General features: G+C 32.8%; 15 protein-coding genes. 12 read left to right on the top strand and 3 right to left on the bottom strand.

The window, feature by feature from the left end; translation table 11 throughout:
- Nucleotides 1-5: 5 nt before the first annotated feature.
- Nucleotides 6-746 (top strand): DUF6882 domain-containing protein, encoded by a 741-nt coding sequence (locus LNP81_RS15040; protein ID WP_230037176.1) that lies wholly within the window; start codon nucleotides 6-8, stop codon nucleotides 744-746.
- A 294-nt stretch (nucleotides 747-1040) separates the two neighbouring features.
- On the opposite strand, the gene LNP81_RS15035 is transcribed toward LNP81_RS15040, so the two are convergent.
- On the bottom strand, nucleotides 1041-1637 hold the full coding sequence (locus LNP81_RS15035) for a class I SAM-dependent methyltransferase (RefSeq protein WP_230037173.1): 597 nt from the start codon (nucleotides 1635-1637) through the stop codon (nucleotides 1041-1043).
- Between the two features lie 238 nt (nucleotides 1638-1875).
- Nucleotides 1876-2478, bottom strand: coding sequence for an NUDIX hydrolase (locus LNP81_RS15030; protein ID WP_230037171.1), 603 nt, complete (start codon nucleotides 2476-2478; stop codon nucleotides 1876-1878).
- Nucleotides 2479-2485: 7 nt separating this feature from the next.
- Between LNP81_RS15030 and pyrE the strand changes: the two genes are divergently transcribed.
- The 3 genes from pyrE (at nucleotide 2486) to LNP81_RS15015 (ending at nucleotide 5050) form a co-directional block, all read left to right on the top strand.
- The gene (gene pyrE / locus LNP81_RS15025; RefSeq protein ID WP_065447470.1) at nucleotides 2486-3136 is read left to right on the top strand and encodes an orotate phosphoribosyltransferase; all 651 of its coding nucleotides are present in this window, start codon (nucleotides 2486-2488) and stop codon (nucleotides 3134-3136) included.
- A gap of 337 nt (nucleotides 3137-3473) precedes the next feature.
- Complete coding sequence (locus LNP81_RS15020; RefSeq protein WP_208681495.1) at nucleotides 3474-3866, top strand: SRPBCC family protein; 393 nt, start codon at nucleotides 3474-3476, stop codon at nucleotides 3864-3866.
- 524 nt (nucleotides 3867-4390) lie between these two features.
- A complete protein-coding gene (locus tag LNP81_RS15015) occupies nucleotides 4391-5050 on the top strand; it encodes a hypothetical protein (protein WP_230037169.1) in 660 nt (219 codons plus the stop codon).
- A gap of 116 nt (nucleotides 5051-5166) precedes the next feature.
- On the opposite strand, the gene LNP81_RS15010 is transcribed toward LNP81_RS15015, so the two are convergent.
- Nucleotides 5167-5907: a biotin--[acetyl-CoA-carboxylase] ligase gene (locus tag LNP81_RS15010; RefSeq protein ID WP_230037167.1), complete on the bottom strand. Its 741-nt coding sequence runs from the start codon at nucleotides 5905-5907 to the stop codon at nucleotides 5167-5169.
- Nucleotides 5908-6000: 93 nt separating this feature from the next.
- Here LNP81_RS15010 and rsfS point away from each other — a divergent pair, with 93 nt between their 5' ends.
- The 8 genes from rsfS (at nucleotide 6001) to LNP81_RS14970 (ending at nucleotide 16211) form a co-directional block, all read left to right on the top strand.
- Nucleotides 6001-6372, top strand: a complete 372-nt coding sequence (rsfS, locus tag LNP81_RS15005) for a ribosome silencing factor (RefSeq protein ID WP_065447466.1) — start codon at nucleotides 6001-6003, stop codon at nucleotides 6370-6372.
- Nucleotides 6373-6387: 15 nt separating this feature from the next.
- Nucleotides 6388-8313 (top strand): ATP-dependent zinc metalloprotease FtsH, encoded by a 1926-nt coding sequence (ftsH, locus tag LNP81_RS15000; RefSeq protein ID WP_230037165.1) that lies wholly within the window; start codon nucleotides 6388-6390, stop codon nucleotides 8311-8313.
- Between the two features lie 113 nt (nucleotides 8314-8426).
- Nucleotides 8427-9032, top strand: a complete 606-nt coding sequence (locus LNP81_RS14995) for a lactate utilization protein B/C (protein ID WP_230037163.1) — start codon at nucleotides 8427-8429, stop codon at nucleotides 9030-9032.
- Between the two features lies 1 nt (nucleotide 9033).
- A complete protein-coding gene (locus LNP81_RS14990) occupies nucleotides 9034-9924 on the top strand; it encodes a phosphatidate cytidylyltransferase (RefSeq protein ID WP_230037161.1) in 891 nt (296 codons plus the stop codon).
- Complete coding sequence (locus tag LNP81_RS14985) at nucleotides 9914-10567, top strand: phosphatidylserine decarboxylase family protein (protein WP_230037159.1); 654 nt, start codon at nucleotides 9914-9916, stop codon at nucleotides 10565-10567. Before LNP81_RS14990 ends, LNP81_RS14985 begins: the two co-directional genes overlap by 11 nt.
- Nucleotides 10567-10836, top strand: a complete 270-nt coding sequence (locus LNP81_RS14980) for an acyl-CoA-binding protein (protein ID WP_230037157.1) — start codon at nucleotides 10567-10569, stop codon at nucleotides 10834-10836. The genes LNP81_RS14985 and LNP81_RS14980 overlap by 1 nt, the downstream gene beginning before the upstream one ends.
- 6 nt (nucleotides 10837-10842) lie before the next feature.
- Nucleotides 10843-11625 carry a superoxide dismutase gene (locus LNP81_RS14975; protein WP_230037155.1) on the top strand — a complete coding sequence of 261 codons (783 nt, stop codon included), beginning with the start codon at nucleotides 10843-10845 and terminating at the stop codon, nucleotides 11623-11625.
- Nucleotides 11626-12002: 377 nt separating this feature from the next.
- Nucleotides 12003-16211: a hybrid sensor histidine kinase/response regulator transcription factor gene (locus LNP81_RS14970; RefSeq protein WP_230037153.1), complete on the top strand. Its 4209-nt coding sequence runs from the start codon at nucleotides 12003-12005 to the stop codon at nucleotides 16209-16211.
- Nucleotides 16212-16281 lie beyond the last annotated feature (70 nt).

Genomic DNA, 16281 nt, shown 5'->3' with positions numbered 1-16281 from the left:
ACGGAATGGGAATTTTCAATAACATTTTTAAAAAGAAAGAAGAAAATACAGAAGCAGCTATCAATCAACTCAGCGATAATAAACACTTTGGATCTGAAAATGATTTTTTGGAAAAATTTGGAGCGATTGCTTTAGAAAAACAGAGAAACCTTTTTAGTGTGACCGGCGGACTTTCCTGGAATGTTGATATGGGTAAAGAAGAAATTACTTTTGGAGACGATCTTACTTTTCCGATGCAGGTTTTGGGATCTTTTTCTCATTCGTCAGAAACATGGCTTTGGATTTGGGAGAATAAGGCTGGTGGATATGCTGAATCTGTTATGAAACAGGCTCTCTTACTTAAACAATATGGAGAGGAAAATAATATTGATTTATTGACCGTTGGAAAATTTGACGCTGTAGACAACGATTTGCATCTAATAGGAATGATTGCTGTTGAGATGTTTAATTTAAGTGGTTATTATCTGGGAAATTATGGTCAGGGTACAATGGTGGTTACCATTAAATCTGATCTAATAGACAACTCTGAAAGTGAGGAATTGTCCCGAATTTTAACTGTTTTTCCAGAACTAATTTCAACATTTGAAATTCAAAACCACAAAAATGCTTTTACAAATTATCTATCTCAAAAAGGTTATAAACTGACTGTAAATGGAAATGAAATTAAAGCAGAGAAAAATGAAAATATAATTAATGCTGTTTTTAATGAAAATAATCTTTTGGTACAATTAAATGGTAATTCTTAAGCTTTCCTGTCTACCTTAAAAACAACGAAAGAACCAAAAACGTGTTTTAACCGATTGCCCGCGTGAGGGATAGAAGTTCCGCTACCGAAGTAGCACGGATAGCCCGACAGTATTTATAAAAAGACCCAATGCACGCAAAGTTGATTGGGTCTTTTTATAAATACTGGCACGCCCAACTTAAGATGCTAAGTTACTAAGCTGCTGAGAAACTAGTTTTTTGATTTTGAATATGTTGAAAAACTTTATATTTTTTTAAACTGCCTTAAACCTTTGACAAAGGTGGCGGTTCAAAAGTCATGACTTCTTTTTCCAAAAATTTAATACTCCGTCGCAGGCAGAATATTCTAAATCAAAACTTTCGGGTATTTCTTCCCAGGTGCTCCAATAGGTTACAAGTCTTGTGTTTTTGGGCGTTTTATGGAGTTGATCTCTTACGTAATTTGAATACGATAGAAACAGTTCGTTTTTGGGAACTATAATTTTATCTATGGGACAGGATGTATCTATGTTTTCGAAAAAAGAATTGTAGAAATAAAATGCATCGTAATCTGAAAAAGAAATGTCGGTGATGTTGGAATGAATAAATTCGACATTTTCTACCTGATGTTTTTCGGCTATTTTTTTTGACAGTTTTATAAGTGACGCTCTTTGCTCGACACCATAAAAAATACCTTTTGTTGAAGCAGCACCTACCAAACAAAATTTACCTGCACCGGCACCAATATCTAATACTTTTTTATTGGGTTTATCGACAAGATAATCTGCTGCTGCCTGAGCAATGGCAACTGGTGTCCAATGTCGCTCAGAAAGTCTTCGGATGCGTGTAGAGTATAGCATATTGAAAGTGCTGTCTTCTATTTCTTTATTTTTTTTTAAGGCCTTAAAAATCATTTTGCGCGTTGTTTGTATTCTTAACCCCACATTTAAATTAAGTTAATCCAGAATTAAAAACCAAAAATACAGTATTTTCTCTCAAAAAAAGTATTGATTGCGATAATTTCACAATCAAAATTAATTAAGCTACTACAATTAAAAAACCAGCCCAATGAGCATTGTGTTCATTGGGCTGGTTTTTAATATCAAAATCAATTGGGATTTGGAATTTTAAAAAATTTGGAATTTAATAGTGTCATTGCAGTTTATTCTCTTCTTCAAACAATAGTTTGATGTTTTCGTAAGAGTTTTTTAGCGCATCTTTGATTTGCTCCGGATTTAACCATGCTACTTTTTCGATACCTTCTTCGGCCTGGCCTTGTGGGATTCCGTCAAAATCAGATTGCATTTCGAACCAATGGGTCACTTTGAGTTTGTATTTTCCGTTGCGTTTAAAAACGTGATAGGTTTTTTCGAGTTTATTGGTAATGCGTAGTTTGCCTACTCCGGTTTCTTCTTCGACTTCGCGCATGGCAGTGTCTTCGATTTCTTCCCCTTTTTCGATTCCGCCTTTTGGTAAGTCCCATTTTCCGTTTCTGAAAATAAATAAAACTTCGCCTTTTTTATTGTACACAAGCCCTCCTCCTGCTTTATTTACGGGAATTTTAGCTTTTAGCGTCTTCATAATTTCCTTTTCGTCAGGATGATACAAATAAGCTTTTTGAATTTTATTTTGAAACATTTTGACTATAAGATGCTCGATATCAATACTCTCTAACAAGAACAATTGAAAATCAGTCTCTTTCGAGATCTCATTTGTCAAAAAAAGTGGTTTGTCGTTCACAAAAACTTTATACATTTGTATTATGATTTTTAATAAAGATACTGCCGAAAAAACAGCCGAATTGCTTTTGCAAATAAATGCAATTAAATTGAATCCCGAAAATCCTTTTACATGGGCTTCTGGTTGGAAATCTCCTATTTATTGCGATAATAGGTTAATTCTTTCATTTCCGAGCATCCGAAACTACGTTCGTGATGAGTTTGCGAAAAATATTGAGAAACAATTTGGGAAACCAGATGTTATTGCCGGTGTTGCCACTGGAGCCATTGGAGTGGGGATTCTTGTTGCCGAAAGCCTTGGATTGCCATTTGTATATGTGCGCCCGGAAGCAAAAAAACACGGTCGACAAAACCAGGTGGAAGGTTTTTTACAAAAAGGCCAAAATGTTGTTGTTGTTGAAGATTTAATTAGTACAGGAAACAGCAGTTTGATGGCTGTTGAAGCTTTACGTAACGAAGGAGCCAACATAAAAGGTATGGCAGCGATTTTTACGTACGGTTTTAATGTTGCCGAAGAGAACTTTAAAAATGCTAATATCGATCTGTATACGTTAAGTAATTACGAAAATTTATTAGACTTAGCGGTTCAGAAACAATATATTACCGAAGACCAACAATCGACTTTGCTGGAATGGAACGAAAGTCCATCGACGTGGGGGAAAGAGGAAATTTAGATTTTAGATTTTAGATTTTAGATTTTAGATTTTAGATTTTAGATTTTAGATTTTAGATTTTAGATTTTAGATTTTAGATTTTAGATTTTAGATTTTAGATTTTAGATTTTAGATTTTAGATTTTAGATTTTAGATTTTAGATTTTAGATTTTACCAAAAAATCGCTTCGCTCTTTTTTGGAATTTGGGATTTAAAAAAATTGGATTTTTATTAGGATCTGCTTTGCGAACCTTTATTCATAAAGATTTACAATCAAAATCAAAAAAAAACTTGCGCTCTTTGCGGTAAAAACAATTGCGGTTAAAAATAAATTTAGATATTATAAAAAAATATAAATATGAACTTAGAAAGTCCAAAAGTTACTGTTCAGAAATCAGCTCAAGATTTATTTGATTTATTGACTGATGTTAAGAATTTTGAAAAATTAATGCCGGATAATATCGCTAAATTTGAAGTGATTGGCGAAGATGCTTTTATTTTTGGATTGAAAGGTATGCCGGAAATAAAACTTAAAATGAAAGAGAAAACAGCACCAAACAAAATTGTTTTAGGAGCTGCAAGTGATAAACTTCCGTTTACTCTGGTTTCGAATATCGATAGTGTTTCAGCTACCGAAAGTGCTGTACAATTGCAATTTGAAGGCGAATTTAACCCAATGATGGCGATGATGATCAAAGGGCCAATCAGCAAGTTTATTGAAACTTTAGCGACTAATATGACGAAGCTTTAATTTTTAATTATCAATTGTGAATTATTAATTATTAATTCCTGAAGTACATAAATTATAAGGTCCGATTAAGTCGGACCTTTTTTTTGTTGCTACAAAGGCGCTAAGACCAATGTCATTAAGCTAAGGAGAAATCTACAAAATTACTTAACAGTTTAATCAGGAAAGTAATTAGAAAATCCGTTTTTATCAGCGTTTTCGCTTTAGCGAATCAGTAAAATCAGCGTCTAATTTTGACGCGGATAAAACAGATTTACTTCGTAAAAACGCAGATAAAAACAGATTTTATTTTCTAAAAGCTTAACTTAATGACATTGCGATAAGACACAAAGAAAATCAAAACTTTGCGCCTCTCCATCTTTGCGAGATTATTCAAAAAAAAAAAAAAAAAAAAAAAACTTTGTGCCTTAGTGCCTACGTGGCAAAACCAACAATTCATCCTTAAAAATTAACAGTTCGGAACTATAAATTATTACACCCAAAATTATTCATCGAAGTTTGATCCATCAAAACTAAACAACACCAAAATGGAACACACTATTAAGATTTTAATTTACATTCACGCGTTTTTTGGCGGAATCGGGTTACTTACGGGAATTGGAAGTATTCTTGTCAAAAAAGGAGGTTTACTGCACAAAAGAATGGGGAAATTATTCTCTATCGGAATGATTACGAGCTCTCTTATTTCTATCCCTATTTGCTGGATGCCCCAACACCAGAATATCTTTTTATTTTTAATTGGCTTATTTACTATTTATCTGGTGATTGCAGGAAACAGGGTTTTGACTTTTAAAACCAAAGCAAAAGCTGACATGACCGATTTTATGATTTCAGGAAGTATGTTGTTCTTTTCCATTATAATGGTTTCACTGGGTATTTATTGTCAGTTGGCAAACATCGAAAACGGAATACTTTTTACTTTCTTCGGCGGATTTGGACTTTATATGACAATTAAAGATTTTATATTCTATAAAAATACTTCGGAAATGAAAAAACAATGGCTCTCTAAACACATTGGCAAAATGATTGGAGCTTTAATCGCCTCTGTAACCGCTTTTATCGTTGCGGGAATTGGAATAGGAAATGTAATCGCCTGGATGACTCCCTCTATTCTTGGAACGATTTACATCATGTATTGGAACAGAAAGATAGCACCAAAAAAACAATCTTTACAAAGTGTAAACTAATGTGATGGCGCACGGATTTTACGGATGCAACGGATTTGCACTGATTTTTTTTATGTCACGTAAAGCAAAATCAAAAAAAACTCAGAATCTTAACAGCTTAGAATCTTAGTAACTTTTCAATACAACATCTGAATTTCTTTGATTTCGAATTCGGAAACTGAATCGTCCTCTAACAAAATCTGTATTTTACCAACAGGAGAAACTCCCTGAATGATTCCCATAAAGTTTTGTCCTGAATCTTGGCTACTGAGCTTTTTAAACGGCATTGGTATTCCCTGACGAAATAAGGAATTAAAATATTCTTTCCATAAATCAGCCGAATTGTTTTCCCAGGAATCAATCTTTTGCTGTATTTTTTCCAATATGAGTATCACTAAAGATTTTTTATCAAATTCCCTTTTACAAATTACCGCTAATGAAGAAGCATTAGGCAAATGATCAAAATTGGTTTGATTTACATTTACACCTATTCCGACAACTGACACGATCCTGCCATCGCTTTTGATGGTATTTTCGATAAGTATGCCACCAACCTTTTTGTTGTATGACATAATGTCGTTAGGCCATTTTATACATAAATCAGGAATATTTAATGATTTTAAGACATCGATTACGGCTAATGAGACAATAACACTGAGGTTAAAAACTTGTTCATTATCATAAAGAAAATCCTTTACCAAGACACTCATAATTAAGTTTTTACCTGATTCTGACTGCCACTTAGAGCCCATCTGCCCTTTTCCTTTTGTCTGATTTTCAGCGGTTACTACGGTAAAATTATCGAGTTCATCCTGACTTGCCAATGATTTAAGGAAGTCATTTGTTGAATCTATGGCATCGAGTTTGATTAGTTTCATTAAACGAATTTAATTAACTTAATTTAATATTTTGTTAAGGTTCAAAAATAATCACAAATTTTGGTAACTTTACAAAATCATATAAAATAATTCATGGCGAAAAAGACTATTAATAATGATGTTCTATTGGCGAACATAATCAAAGGGATTGAAGAAGTAAAAGGAAATGACATCGATATTCTTGACTTAAGAGATATAGACACGGCAGTTTGTGACTATTTTGTTATTTGCAACGGAAACTCAAATACCCAAGTTAACGCCATTGTAAGCTCAATTCAAAAAACAGTATCTAAAGACTTAAAAGATAAACCTTGGCACGTAGAAGGAACCGATAACGCAGAATGGGTTCTTATGGATTATGTGCACATTGTTGTACACGTTTTCCAGAAACATATTCGCGAATACTATAATATCGAGAGCCTTTGGGGTGACGCCAAAATAACTACAATCGAAAACAAATACTAAAAGAAACTTTCTCTAATGGCTAAAGATAATAATCCAAATCCGAGTAAATTTAAAATAAGTCCCTGGTTAATATATACCGCAATACTTCTAGTCTTTTTATTTATAAGTTTTGCAACCGGAGGATCAAACTTAAGCGAACCTGCTCAATTAACTTCTTCTAAATTCAATGTATTATTAGAAAAAGGTCAGATTGAAAAAGTTATCGTATATAATAAGGCTGAAGCCGAAGTTTACTTAAATGCTGCTGCTCTTAAAGACCCGGCAAATAAAAAAGTAGCTAATGATATTTTCGAAAGACCTAACAAAGGTCCTCACTATACATTAGAAATTGGTAACGACCAGATTTTTCAAACTAAATTAGAAAAAGCAGTTGGCGAAGGCAAACTGAAAGATTTTAATTTCTTGCAGAAAAACAACTGGAGCGATATTTTAATTAGCTTACTTCCTATCATCATTATTATTGGTGTTTGGATTTTCATTATGCGTAAAATGTCAGGTGGCGCTGGTGGCGGTGGCGGACAAATCTTTAACATTGGAAAATCGAAAGCTAAATTGTTTGATGAGAAAACAGACATTAAAACTACTTTTAAAGATGTTGCTGGTTTAGAAGGTGCTAAAGAAGAAATACAAGAAATTGTAGAATTCCTTAAAAACCCTGAAAAATACACGAATCTTGGAGGTAAAATTCCTAAGGGAGCTTTACTTGTAGGACCTCCGGGAACTGGTAAAACCTTATTGGCAAAAGCAGTTGCGGGAGAAGCTCAGGTACCTTTCTTCTCGTTATCAGGTTCTGATTTCGTAGAGATGTTCGTAGGTGTTGGTGCTTCACGTGTTCGTGACTTATTTAAACAAGCTAAAGAAAAATCTCCTGCTATTATCTTCATCGACGAGATCGATGCTGTGGGTAGAGCAAGAGGAAAAAGCAATATGTCAGGCGGAAATGACGAAAGAGAAAACACGTTGAATCAATTACTGACAGAAATGGATGGTTTTGGCACAAACTCTAACGTAATCGTTTTGGCAGCGACAAACAGAGCAGATGTTCTTGATAAAGCTTTAATGCGTGCCGGACGTTTCGACAGACAAATTTTTGTTGACTTACCAGACATTCGCGAAAGAGCTGAAATCTTCAAAGTACACTTAGCTCCTATTAAAAAAGTTGAAGGTCTAGACCTTGATTTCTTAGCAAAACAAACTCCGGGATTCTCTGGTGCTGATATTGCAAATGTTTGTAACGAAGCTGCATTAATTGCTGCACGTAACAACAAAACTGCAGTAGACAGACAAGATTTCCTTGATGCGGTTGACAGAATCATTGGTGGTCTTGAAAAGAAAAATAAAATTATTACACCAGAAGAGAAAAGAGCAATCGCTATTCACGAAGCTGGTCACGCGACTGTAAGCTGGATGTTAGAGCATGCTGCACCACTTATTAAAGTAACTATTGTTCCTCGCGGACAAAGTTTAGGAGCGGCTTGGTACCTTCCGGAAGAAAGACAAATCGTAAGAACCGACCAAATGTTGGACGAAATGTGTGCTACTATGGGCGGAAGAGCTGCTGAAAAGGTAACTTTTGACAGAATTTCGACTGGTGCATTAAGCGATTTAGAAAAAGTTACACGTCAGGCTCGTGCTATGGTAACGATTTACGGTTTGAATGATAAAATCGGAAATGTTACTTATTACGATTCAAGTGGTCAAAGCGAATACAACTTCTCTAAACCATATTCTGACGAAACTGCCAAAGTAATTGACAAAGAAATTTCAGAATTAATTGAAGGTCAATACCAAAGAGCGATTCAAATTCTTGAAGAAAACAAAGACAAGCTAAATCAGTTAGCTGATATATTAATTGAAAAAGAAGTTATTTTTAAAGATGACTTAGAAACTATTTTCGGAAAACGTACTTTTGACAAAAATTTAGAAGAAGTGGTTTCGTAAATATTCAGTAAATATGTAATATTTTTTAAAATCTTAATTCAAAATAGCCTTTTGAATTAAGATTTTTTTATCTTTGAACGTTTTCAATTAACATGTAAAGTATTTCATATAAAATGAATTTTTTCAAAAAAATATTTGGGTCTGGCGATGCCGCTTCTGATGAAGAAAATGAAAGCGAGTATGGAGGAAATCATACTCCTGATAGTCATTTATCTATCGACGAAAGATTCATTTTTAATTTCAAAAAAAATGGCGGTAAATTCTTGTATTGCGAAAACAAGCAGGAAGTTGCTGAACAATTTGAAAACATACTAGAAGAAAACGATTGGTTCGAAAGCGAAGTTTTATGTTATGAACCAGGGCTTTTTCATTTATTAGAAGAAAATAAATTACTTTATATTTCTCCTAAAAGCCCAAAATTCTTACTGGCTACCTGCGAAAACTTAATTGCTGATGAAGGTTCTATCTTATTTTCATCAAAACAAATCAGGCAGGATAAACCAAACGAATTACCTGCTAATATTGTAATTATTGCCACTACAAGTCAGCTGCAGCTTATTAAAAGTGATGGCTTAAGTGCTATCAAAAGAAAATACGAAAGAGACTATCCTACTAATATTACCACAATAAAATATTTCGAAAAAGCTAAGGAAGAAGATTTTACACAATACGGAAGTGTTGCCAAAAATCTATATTTATTGCTCCTAGAAGATCTTTAAGATGAACGAAACACTCAAGAGAACCATTTCTGGTGCTGTTTATATCGCTTTACTCCTAACTTCTATTCTGTTTTCTACCGAAAGCTTTATTATCCTTTTTGGCATTTTTTTAATTATTACCATATATGAGTTTTGCAATTTAGCAAACCTTAATAAAGTGTTTTCAATTCTGTTTGGAGTTTTATTATACTCCGCCACTTTATTGATTAGTCACTACAATAAACAAACTACAGCATTTTTGAATAAAACATTTAATACAGAGTTAAATTTAAATGTCAATATTCAGGAGTTAGACTTAATACTACTTGCTGTGACTATTGTTGTATCGATAAAATGTATCTTGTTTTTGTTTTATGATTCTGTTCAAAAAATAAGTACTTCTTCAAAATACCTGTATCTATTAGGATATATTACGCTTCCATTTGTATTTATTGTTAAAATTTCTTTTGGAACAAATAATTACAATCCAAAGATCATTCTAGGGTTGTTTATTTTAATCTGGACCAATGATACTTTTGCCTATTTGGTTGGAAAATCAATTGGAAAACATAAATTATTTGAACGCGTTTCTCCTAAAAAAACTATTGAAGGATTTTTGGGCGGTGCTGTTTTTGCTGCTTTTGCAGGATTTTTGATTTCTAAATTTTACATACAGCCTAATCCTGAATTTAGCAGCAAGTCAATCTTGATCTGGACAATAATCGCTTTAATTGTAAGCGTTTTTGGTACAATTGGAGATTTGATTGAATCAAAATTTAAAAGGATTGCCGGAGTAAAAGACAGTGGTTCAATAATGCCTGGCCACGGAGGTATCCTAGATCGATTAGATAGTGTTATATTTGTAGCACCAATTATATTTTTATTTTATCAAATTTTATACTATGTTTCATAAAGAAGGAGGACCATCCATTTTATTAGGTACTGCATTTGCAGTAGCTGTACTTTTAATTGCTGACAAATTTATTGATATTACCTGGCTAAGAATGCTTGTTCAGATTGCTGGCGTGGTAGTTTTGATTATTATTTTGCAGTTCTTTAGAAACCCTAAAAGAATTGCAATTAGAAACAGTGATCAGATTCTTGCTCCGGTTGATGGAAAGGTTGTGGTTATTGAAGAGGTTTATGAAGGTGAATACTTTAAAGATAAACGTTTACAGGTTTCTATCTTTATGTCACCAATAAACGTGCACGTTACGCGCTACGCAATGGACGGAATTATAAAATTCAGCAAATACCACCCGGGGAAATTTTTAGTTGCCTGGCATCCTAAAGCAAGCGAAGAAAACGAAAGAACTACGATTGTAATCGAAAATGAAACTTTTGGACAAATATTATACAGACAAATTGCAGGTGCTCTTGCGAGAAGAATTGTAAATTATGCTCAGGAAGGTATGCAAGTCGTACAAGGTACTGATGCAGGTTTTATAAAATTTGGTTCAAGAGTAGATTTATTTTTACCTTTAGGTACTCCTATTAATGTAGTATTAAACCAAAAAGCAATTGGCGGAAAAACCATTATTGCTACAAAAGCTTAATGACCAAAAAAGATTTAGATACTCGTTTTTTAGAGGCTGTAGAAACTGCTTTAAAAATGACTCAGGCCTCTCTGCCGCAAGATGTGCAGCTGCGCTTGTATGCGTATTACAAACAGGCAACTTTTGGAACTGCTGTCTATAATCAATCTGAAAATTTTGATTTAAGAGATGCTTTCAAAACAAATGCCTGGATGCAAATTAGCCATATCTCGATAGACGAAGCGAAAGAAAGCTATATTGAAATCATTAATTCACTAACATCAAAATAACTCATTATGAAGAAATACATTGTCCATTTCAGCACTTTAGCTTCATTTTTTCTTTTATTTTCATGTAATGATAACAACAAGTTAACCGAAGTTGTTGAAGTTCCTTTGCCTACAAAAGAAGAAAAAATAACAATAGGATCACCAAATGATGTAAAAGCAGATCCAGGTTCTTTTGAGATGACGAAGTTGCCTTTTTCTTACGATGCTTTGGCTCCTGCGATAAGAACCCTTACTTTAGAAACTCATTATTCTAAACACTATCTAACTTATACCAACAATTTTAATAAAGAAATTTTAAATACAGAATTTGAAAATATGCCTATTGAAGATATCCTGAAAAAAATGGATCTCAGCAATGCAAAACTTCGCCAAAATGCGGGAGGCTATTACAATCACACTCTTTATTTTAATATATTAACTCCTAAGCAGGAAACTCCAAAAGATACTCTTGCAGGTTCAATCAATAAAGAATTTGGTTCTTTTGCCAATCTTACGAATCAGTTTAAAGGACAGTCAACAAAGCAATTTGGTTCTGGTTGGGTTTGGCTAGTCGTAGATAGATACGGAAAACTTCAAGTAACTACAACTGAAAATCAGGACAATCCTTTAATGAAAAATGCTTTGATTCCCGGAACACCAATTTTAGGAATCGATTTATGGGAACATGCTTATTATCTGGACTACCAAAACAGAAAAGGAAGTTATATTGATGCTTTTTACGATCATATTAATTGGGAAAAAGTAAACGAAAATTACATCGAGGCTTTAAAGAAAGTCAAAAAAGTATAAAATACAAAAGCTGATACAATCGAGTATCAGCTTTTTTTTGCGCTACATTCTTCTATCTTCTACTTTACCGCCAACTATATAAAAGAAATTCAACTTTTATATCTTCTTATCGTACATATTTTGATTTTAAAGCTATTTACAGTAAATTTCAAAATAAAAGGATTTAAAAATTTTTATTATCTCAAAAAAGAAATGATAAAAATCACAAATTAACAATATCCTTTTACATACCTTACACACTGTATAGCAATTACTTAGCAAACATATTTATATCACAAAACAAGATATGCAAATGTTTATGAATGGTAAGAAAAAATTATGCTATAGAACCTGAAAATTGAGCGTACTCATTTTGGAATTATTAAAGAATTATCCCATTGAAAATTAAACATATATTTTGCTGTTTTATATCTATCCTTCTTTTTGCCTGCACCATTAAAGAGGAAAACACTTCTATTAATACAACAACACTTAGTCAGTTAAATAAAAATGAACAACCTAAAATTAGCACTTCAGATTATAAATCAATCTGGGATTCATTTAAATCTTTAGACGTAAAATATTCACTGGAACAATTAGACAATACAAAGGGGCTGTCGAATAGTTCAATCAATACTATATTTCAGGATTCTGAAAACCTACTCTGGATAGGAACCTGGGATGGTCTCAACCGATATGATGGAAATAGTTTCGAAATTTTCAGACCCGAATTAAACAATAAAAACAGTCTTAGTAATCAGGTGATCCTCAAAATAGATGAGGACAATACAGGTAGAATTTGGATATTAACGATACACGGAATTAATCGTTATGATAAAAAAACCGGTCTATTTGAGCATTACTACTTTTCACGAGAAAATATTCCGCCATTATCTGAATCTGAATTTAATATGGCGCTTAATACTTCCAAGAAAGTTTTTTGTGCCGTAAAAGACTGGGGAATTGGCTTTTTTGATGGCGATCGTTTTCAATTACTAAACACTGGAAAACTTTCAAAAAAAGCGGTAAAAAAAATGGAATTCACTTTAAGTGGTGAATTATTGGTATTATTTGAAGATAATAAACTCTTTTCATTATCCTTTAAAAACAAACCAAACAAAAAACCTTCTCTTTCTAAAGCGGTTTTAATTGCTGATGACATTCGAACTTTTGGAGTTGTTTCAAAAGAAAAAATATGCATTGTATCTGTAACCGGAAATAGTAATTTATATTCTTTTACCACTAAAGAAAAAACAGTACTTAGTAAAAAAGACATTGAAAACAGCATAGGAAATCTTCCTGAAGGACTTGTTGTTTCGAGTAAGACGGGATATTTTATTATTGATACAAATGGTACGATCATTAATCATAGTTGGTTAAAATATTTGAATAACCAAAAAACTACAACATTAATTAGAGGAAATGAAAACATCCTTTGGGCCGGAACAGATGGCGACGGAATAATCAAAATGTATCCGCTCAAGAAGTCATTTAATCTTATTTCAAAAGCTCAGGTTCCGGAACTGGATGGAGCGATTGTAAGAACATTTCTTCAGGTTGACGAAAATTCTTTTTTAGTGGGTACAAAAGGAAAAGGCTTATTTCGTTTTTCATCTCACTTTTATCTCAATTCTGAAAAACCGCTGGAATATAAAAATTATAATGAAAATAACAGCGCCATCAATAATGCGGTATTTTCTTTATGTAAAGGACAAGATGACTTAATTTTTATAGGGACTGATGGTGAAGGGATTTCTATTTTCGATCTAAAAAAATCTAAATTAATTAATTGGAGCAATATTCCAGGAAATAAAGATTACGATTACTTTAAATCGATTTACTCTATTTATCAGGATGAAGAGGGATTTATTTGGATGGGAACTAACGGCTACGGAATGATTCGTTGCAAAATTGAACGCTCTGGAGAAAATTTAAAAATCACTGATTTTAAGAGATATATTGCGGCTAACAATCAAAAAAACACTTTAAGTAGTAATATTGTTTTTTCTATAATTCCTAAAGATAAAAACCAACTTTGGATTGGAACCCGATTGGGAGGTTTGAATTTATTCGATAAAAAATCAGAGTATTTCAATGTTTATAAAAACGACCCAAATGATGCCTATAGTTTATCAAATAATGATATTTTGTGTTTGCAAACTGATGCTAAAAACAGACTCTGGATTGGTACCAGTTTTGGTCTCAATTTATTAAATCCTGTAAAAAATGGCGGAAAAGCAATCTTTAGAAACTTTACTGTAAAAGACGGACTTTCTAACAATACGATTCACGGAATTGTTTCGGATAAAAAAAACAATCTTTGGTTAAGCACCAATTTTGGTTTATCAAACTTCAATCCTAGTCAATTAAAATTTACCAACTATACCCGAAATGAAGGTTTGCAAAATAATGAATTTGCAGACGGCGCCTTTTATCAGGACTTAAAATCTGAATTTATTTTTATGGGAGGAATTAAAGGTTTTAATTATTTCCTGCCTCAAAAAATAAAAGAATCTACTATAATTCCGGATCTTTTTATTGATAAAATAAGTGGTCAAAATCAACCTATTCCCTATTATCAAGGATTGGTAATAACGCCAAATTCAGATACTCACCCCTCGATTGTTTTAAAACACAATCAAAACTTTTTTGATATCAAGCTGACTGCGTTAACCTATATTAATACTGAAAAATGCCAATATGCTTATCAATTGATGAATTTTGATAAAGGCTGGAATACCATCAATAACCGACGCATTATTTCTTTTACCAATGTGCCTAAAGGAAACTATTCTTTGTGGATAAAATGGTCGAATAGTGATGGTGTCTGGAGCAAACCCGTTCATGCGATTGATATTTGTGTTAAACCTGTATTCTGGCAATCGAATCTTGCCCTAATAATCTATTCTTTGTTGTTTCTGGGCTTTGTATTATTTGTGCTTAGTTATTACAAAAAACGTCAATCACTAACCCAAAACATTCTTTTTAGACAAAGAGAACAAGAACTTCATGAAAACAGGCTTACCTTTTTTACTGATATTGCCCATGAATTTCAAACTCCGCTAACGCTAATCGTTGGACCTATTCAGAAACTTTCTGAAGCAACAAACCTCAGCGAAAGAAATCAGAAATTCATACAAATGGTTCAACGAAATTCTTCTCGCCTGTTATTCTTAACACAACAATTACTTGAATTTAGAAAAGCCGAATACGATTATCTGGAAGTAACAGTGAAAAAATTTGATCTTGTAAATCTGATCGAACAAATTGCGGAATTGTTTGATGAATGGGCTTTGGATAAAAACATTGAATACAATCTCGACATCCCTCCTGCCCTGCCCGGATGGTTTGATAAGGATAAAATTGAAAAAATAGTATTCAATCTTATGTCAAATGCTTTTAAGTACACTCCTGTAAACGGAAAAATTGACCTTAAATTTTGTATTCAGAAAAATGATTCAAAAAAATTAAATATTACGATCACAAACACCGGTAAAGGAATTCCAAAAGAGGAATTAGACTCCTTGTTTACTCAATTTTTCTTAGCAGATACAAATGCCAAAGAAACCGATAACAATATGTTTAGAACCGGTATTGGTCTGGCTTATGTAAAAAAATTAGTTGGTGTATTAAAAGGTGAAATACAGGTTACGAGTACTCTAAATAAAGAAACAACTTTTACAATATTATTGCCTTGCAGCAAAGAAGCCTTTAATGATAAAGAACTCGATACGGCAATAAGCCCTATTTTAATTTCGCATCATTTAAAAAACATTCTGGAAGAAAATACAATTAAAATTGAAGATACTCCAAATAAGGTTTTATCGCTGGAAGAGCTTGCCGATAATCGCAGAATAATTTTAATCGTTGAGGACGAAAAAGACATTCATACTCTCCTTAACGAATTGCTTAGCGAAAAATACAAACTTATTGTAGCTTATAATGGCCTTGAAGCGATGCAAATCATTGAAGATGTAATCCCTGATATAATTATTAGCGATGTAATGATGCCATTTATGGATGGCGTTGAACTTTGCAAGAAAATCAAAACCAATCTTAAAACCTGCCATATTCCTTTTATTATGCTTACGGCAAAAGACTCTGTTATACACCGAATTGAAGGGATAGAGAGCGGTTCTAATTCCTACATTCCAAAACCATTTTACCCGGATCACCTTTTGATAAGGATACAAAAGTTACTGGAAGAAAAGGAGTTGATTTCAAGATATTTCAAACAAGATACTCTTACTGAAAATCTGCCCCATCTTGATATAAACAAGGAAGAAAAGGATTTTATAAAAAAAGTAATTGAGCTTATTCGTAATAATATCGATAATGAAAACCTTCAGAGTTTATTTATCGAAAGAGAATTAGGCATCAGTAACTCGCAATTGTATCGTAAAACCAAACAACTTTTTGGTTTTACACCTGGTGATTTAATTCGTACCATTCGATTAAAATATGCTGCTGAATTGTTAAGAAAAAACAAATTAACAGTTTCTGAAGTATGTTACCAATCCGGGTTTAATAACCGATCTTATTTTTATCGTGAGTTTAAAAAACTATACGATTTAACTCCCAAAAATTATCAGCTCAAATACAAATAAAAGGGCCGCTAATCACATAAAACACTGAATAACAATACCTAAAACAGCAGTGTACACTTTTGAAGAAATA

The sequence above is a fragment of the Flavobacterium piscisymbiosum genome, assembly GCF_020905295.1.
Lineage (GTDB): Bacteria > Bacteroidota > Bacteroidia > Flavobacteriales > Flavobacteriaceae > Flavobacterium > Flavobacterium piscisymbiosum.
This window is presented reverse-complemented; position numbering and strand designations above follow the sequence as displayed.

Bases quoted from the DNA above. Each gene is read 5' to 3' on its own strand.
- LNP81_RS15040 (WP_230037176.1), top strand. From the start codon at position 6: ATGGGAATTTTCAATAACATTTTTAAAAAGAAAGAAGAAAATACAGAA.
- LNP81_RS15035 (WP_230037173.1), bottom strand. From the start codon at position 1,637: ATGATTTTTAAGGCCTTAAAAAAAAATAAAGAAATAGAAGACAGCACT.
- LNP81_RS15030 (WP_230037171.1), bottom strand. From the start codon at position 2,478: ATGTATAAAGTTTTTGTGAACGACAAACCACTTTTTTTGACAAATGAG.
- pyrE (WP_065447470.1), top strand. From the start codon at position 2,486: ATGATTTTTAATAAAGATACTGCCGAAAAAACAGCCGAATTGCTTTTG.
- LNP81_RS15020 (WP_208681495.1), top strand. From the start codon at position 3,474: ATGAACTTAGAAAGTCCAAAAGTTACTGTTCAGAAATCAGCTCAAGAT.
- LNP81_RS15015 (WP_230037169.1), top strand. From the start codon at position 4,391: ATGGAACACACTATTAAGATTTTAATTTACATTCACGCGTTTTTTGGC.
- LNP81_RS15010 (WP_230037167.1), bottom strand. From the start codon at position 5,907: ATGAAACTAATCAAACTCGATGCCATAGATTCAACAAATGACTTCCTT.
- rsfS (WP_065447466.1), top strand. From the start codon at position 6,001: ATGGCGAAAAAGACTATTAATAATGATGTTCTATTGGCGAACATAATC.
- ftsH (WP_230037165.1), top strand. From the start codon at position 6,388: ATGGCTAAAGATAATAATCCAAATCCGAGTAAATTTAAAATAAGTCCC.
- LNP81_RS14995 (WP_230037163.1), top strand. From the start codon at position 8,427: ATGAATTTTTTCAAAAAAATATTTGGGTCTGGCGATGCCGCTTCTGAT.
- LNP81_RS14990 (WP_230037161.1), top strand. From the start codon at position 9,034: ATGAACGAAACACTCAAGAGAACCATTTCTGGTGCTGTTTATATCGCT.
- LNP81_RS14985 (WP_230037159.1), top strand. From the start codon at position 9,914: ATGTTTCATAAAGAAGGAGGACCATCCATTTTATTAGGTACTGCATTT.
- LNP81_RS14980 (WP_230037157.1), top strand. From the start codon at position 10,567: ATGACCAAAAAAGATTTAGATACTCGTTTTTTAGAGGCTGTAGAAACT.
- LNP81_RS14975 (WP_230037155.1), top strand. From the start codon at position 10,843: ATGAAGAAATACATTGTCCATTTCAGCACTTTAGCTTCATTTTTTCTT.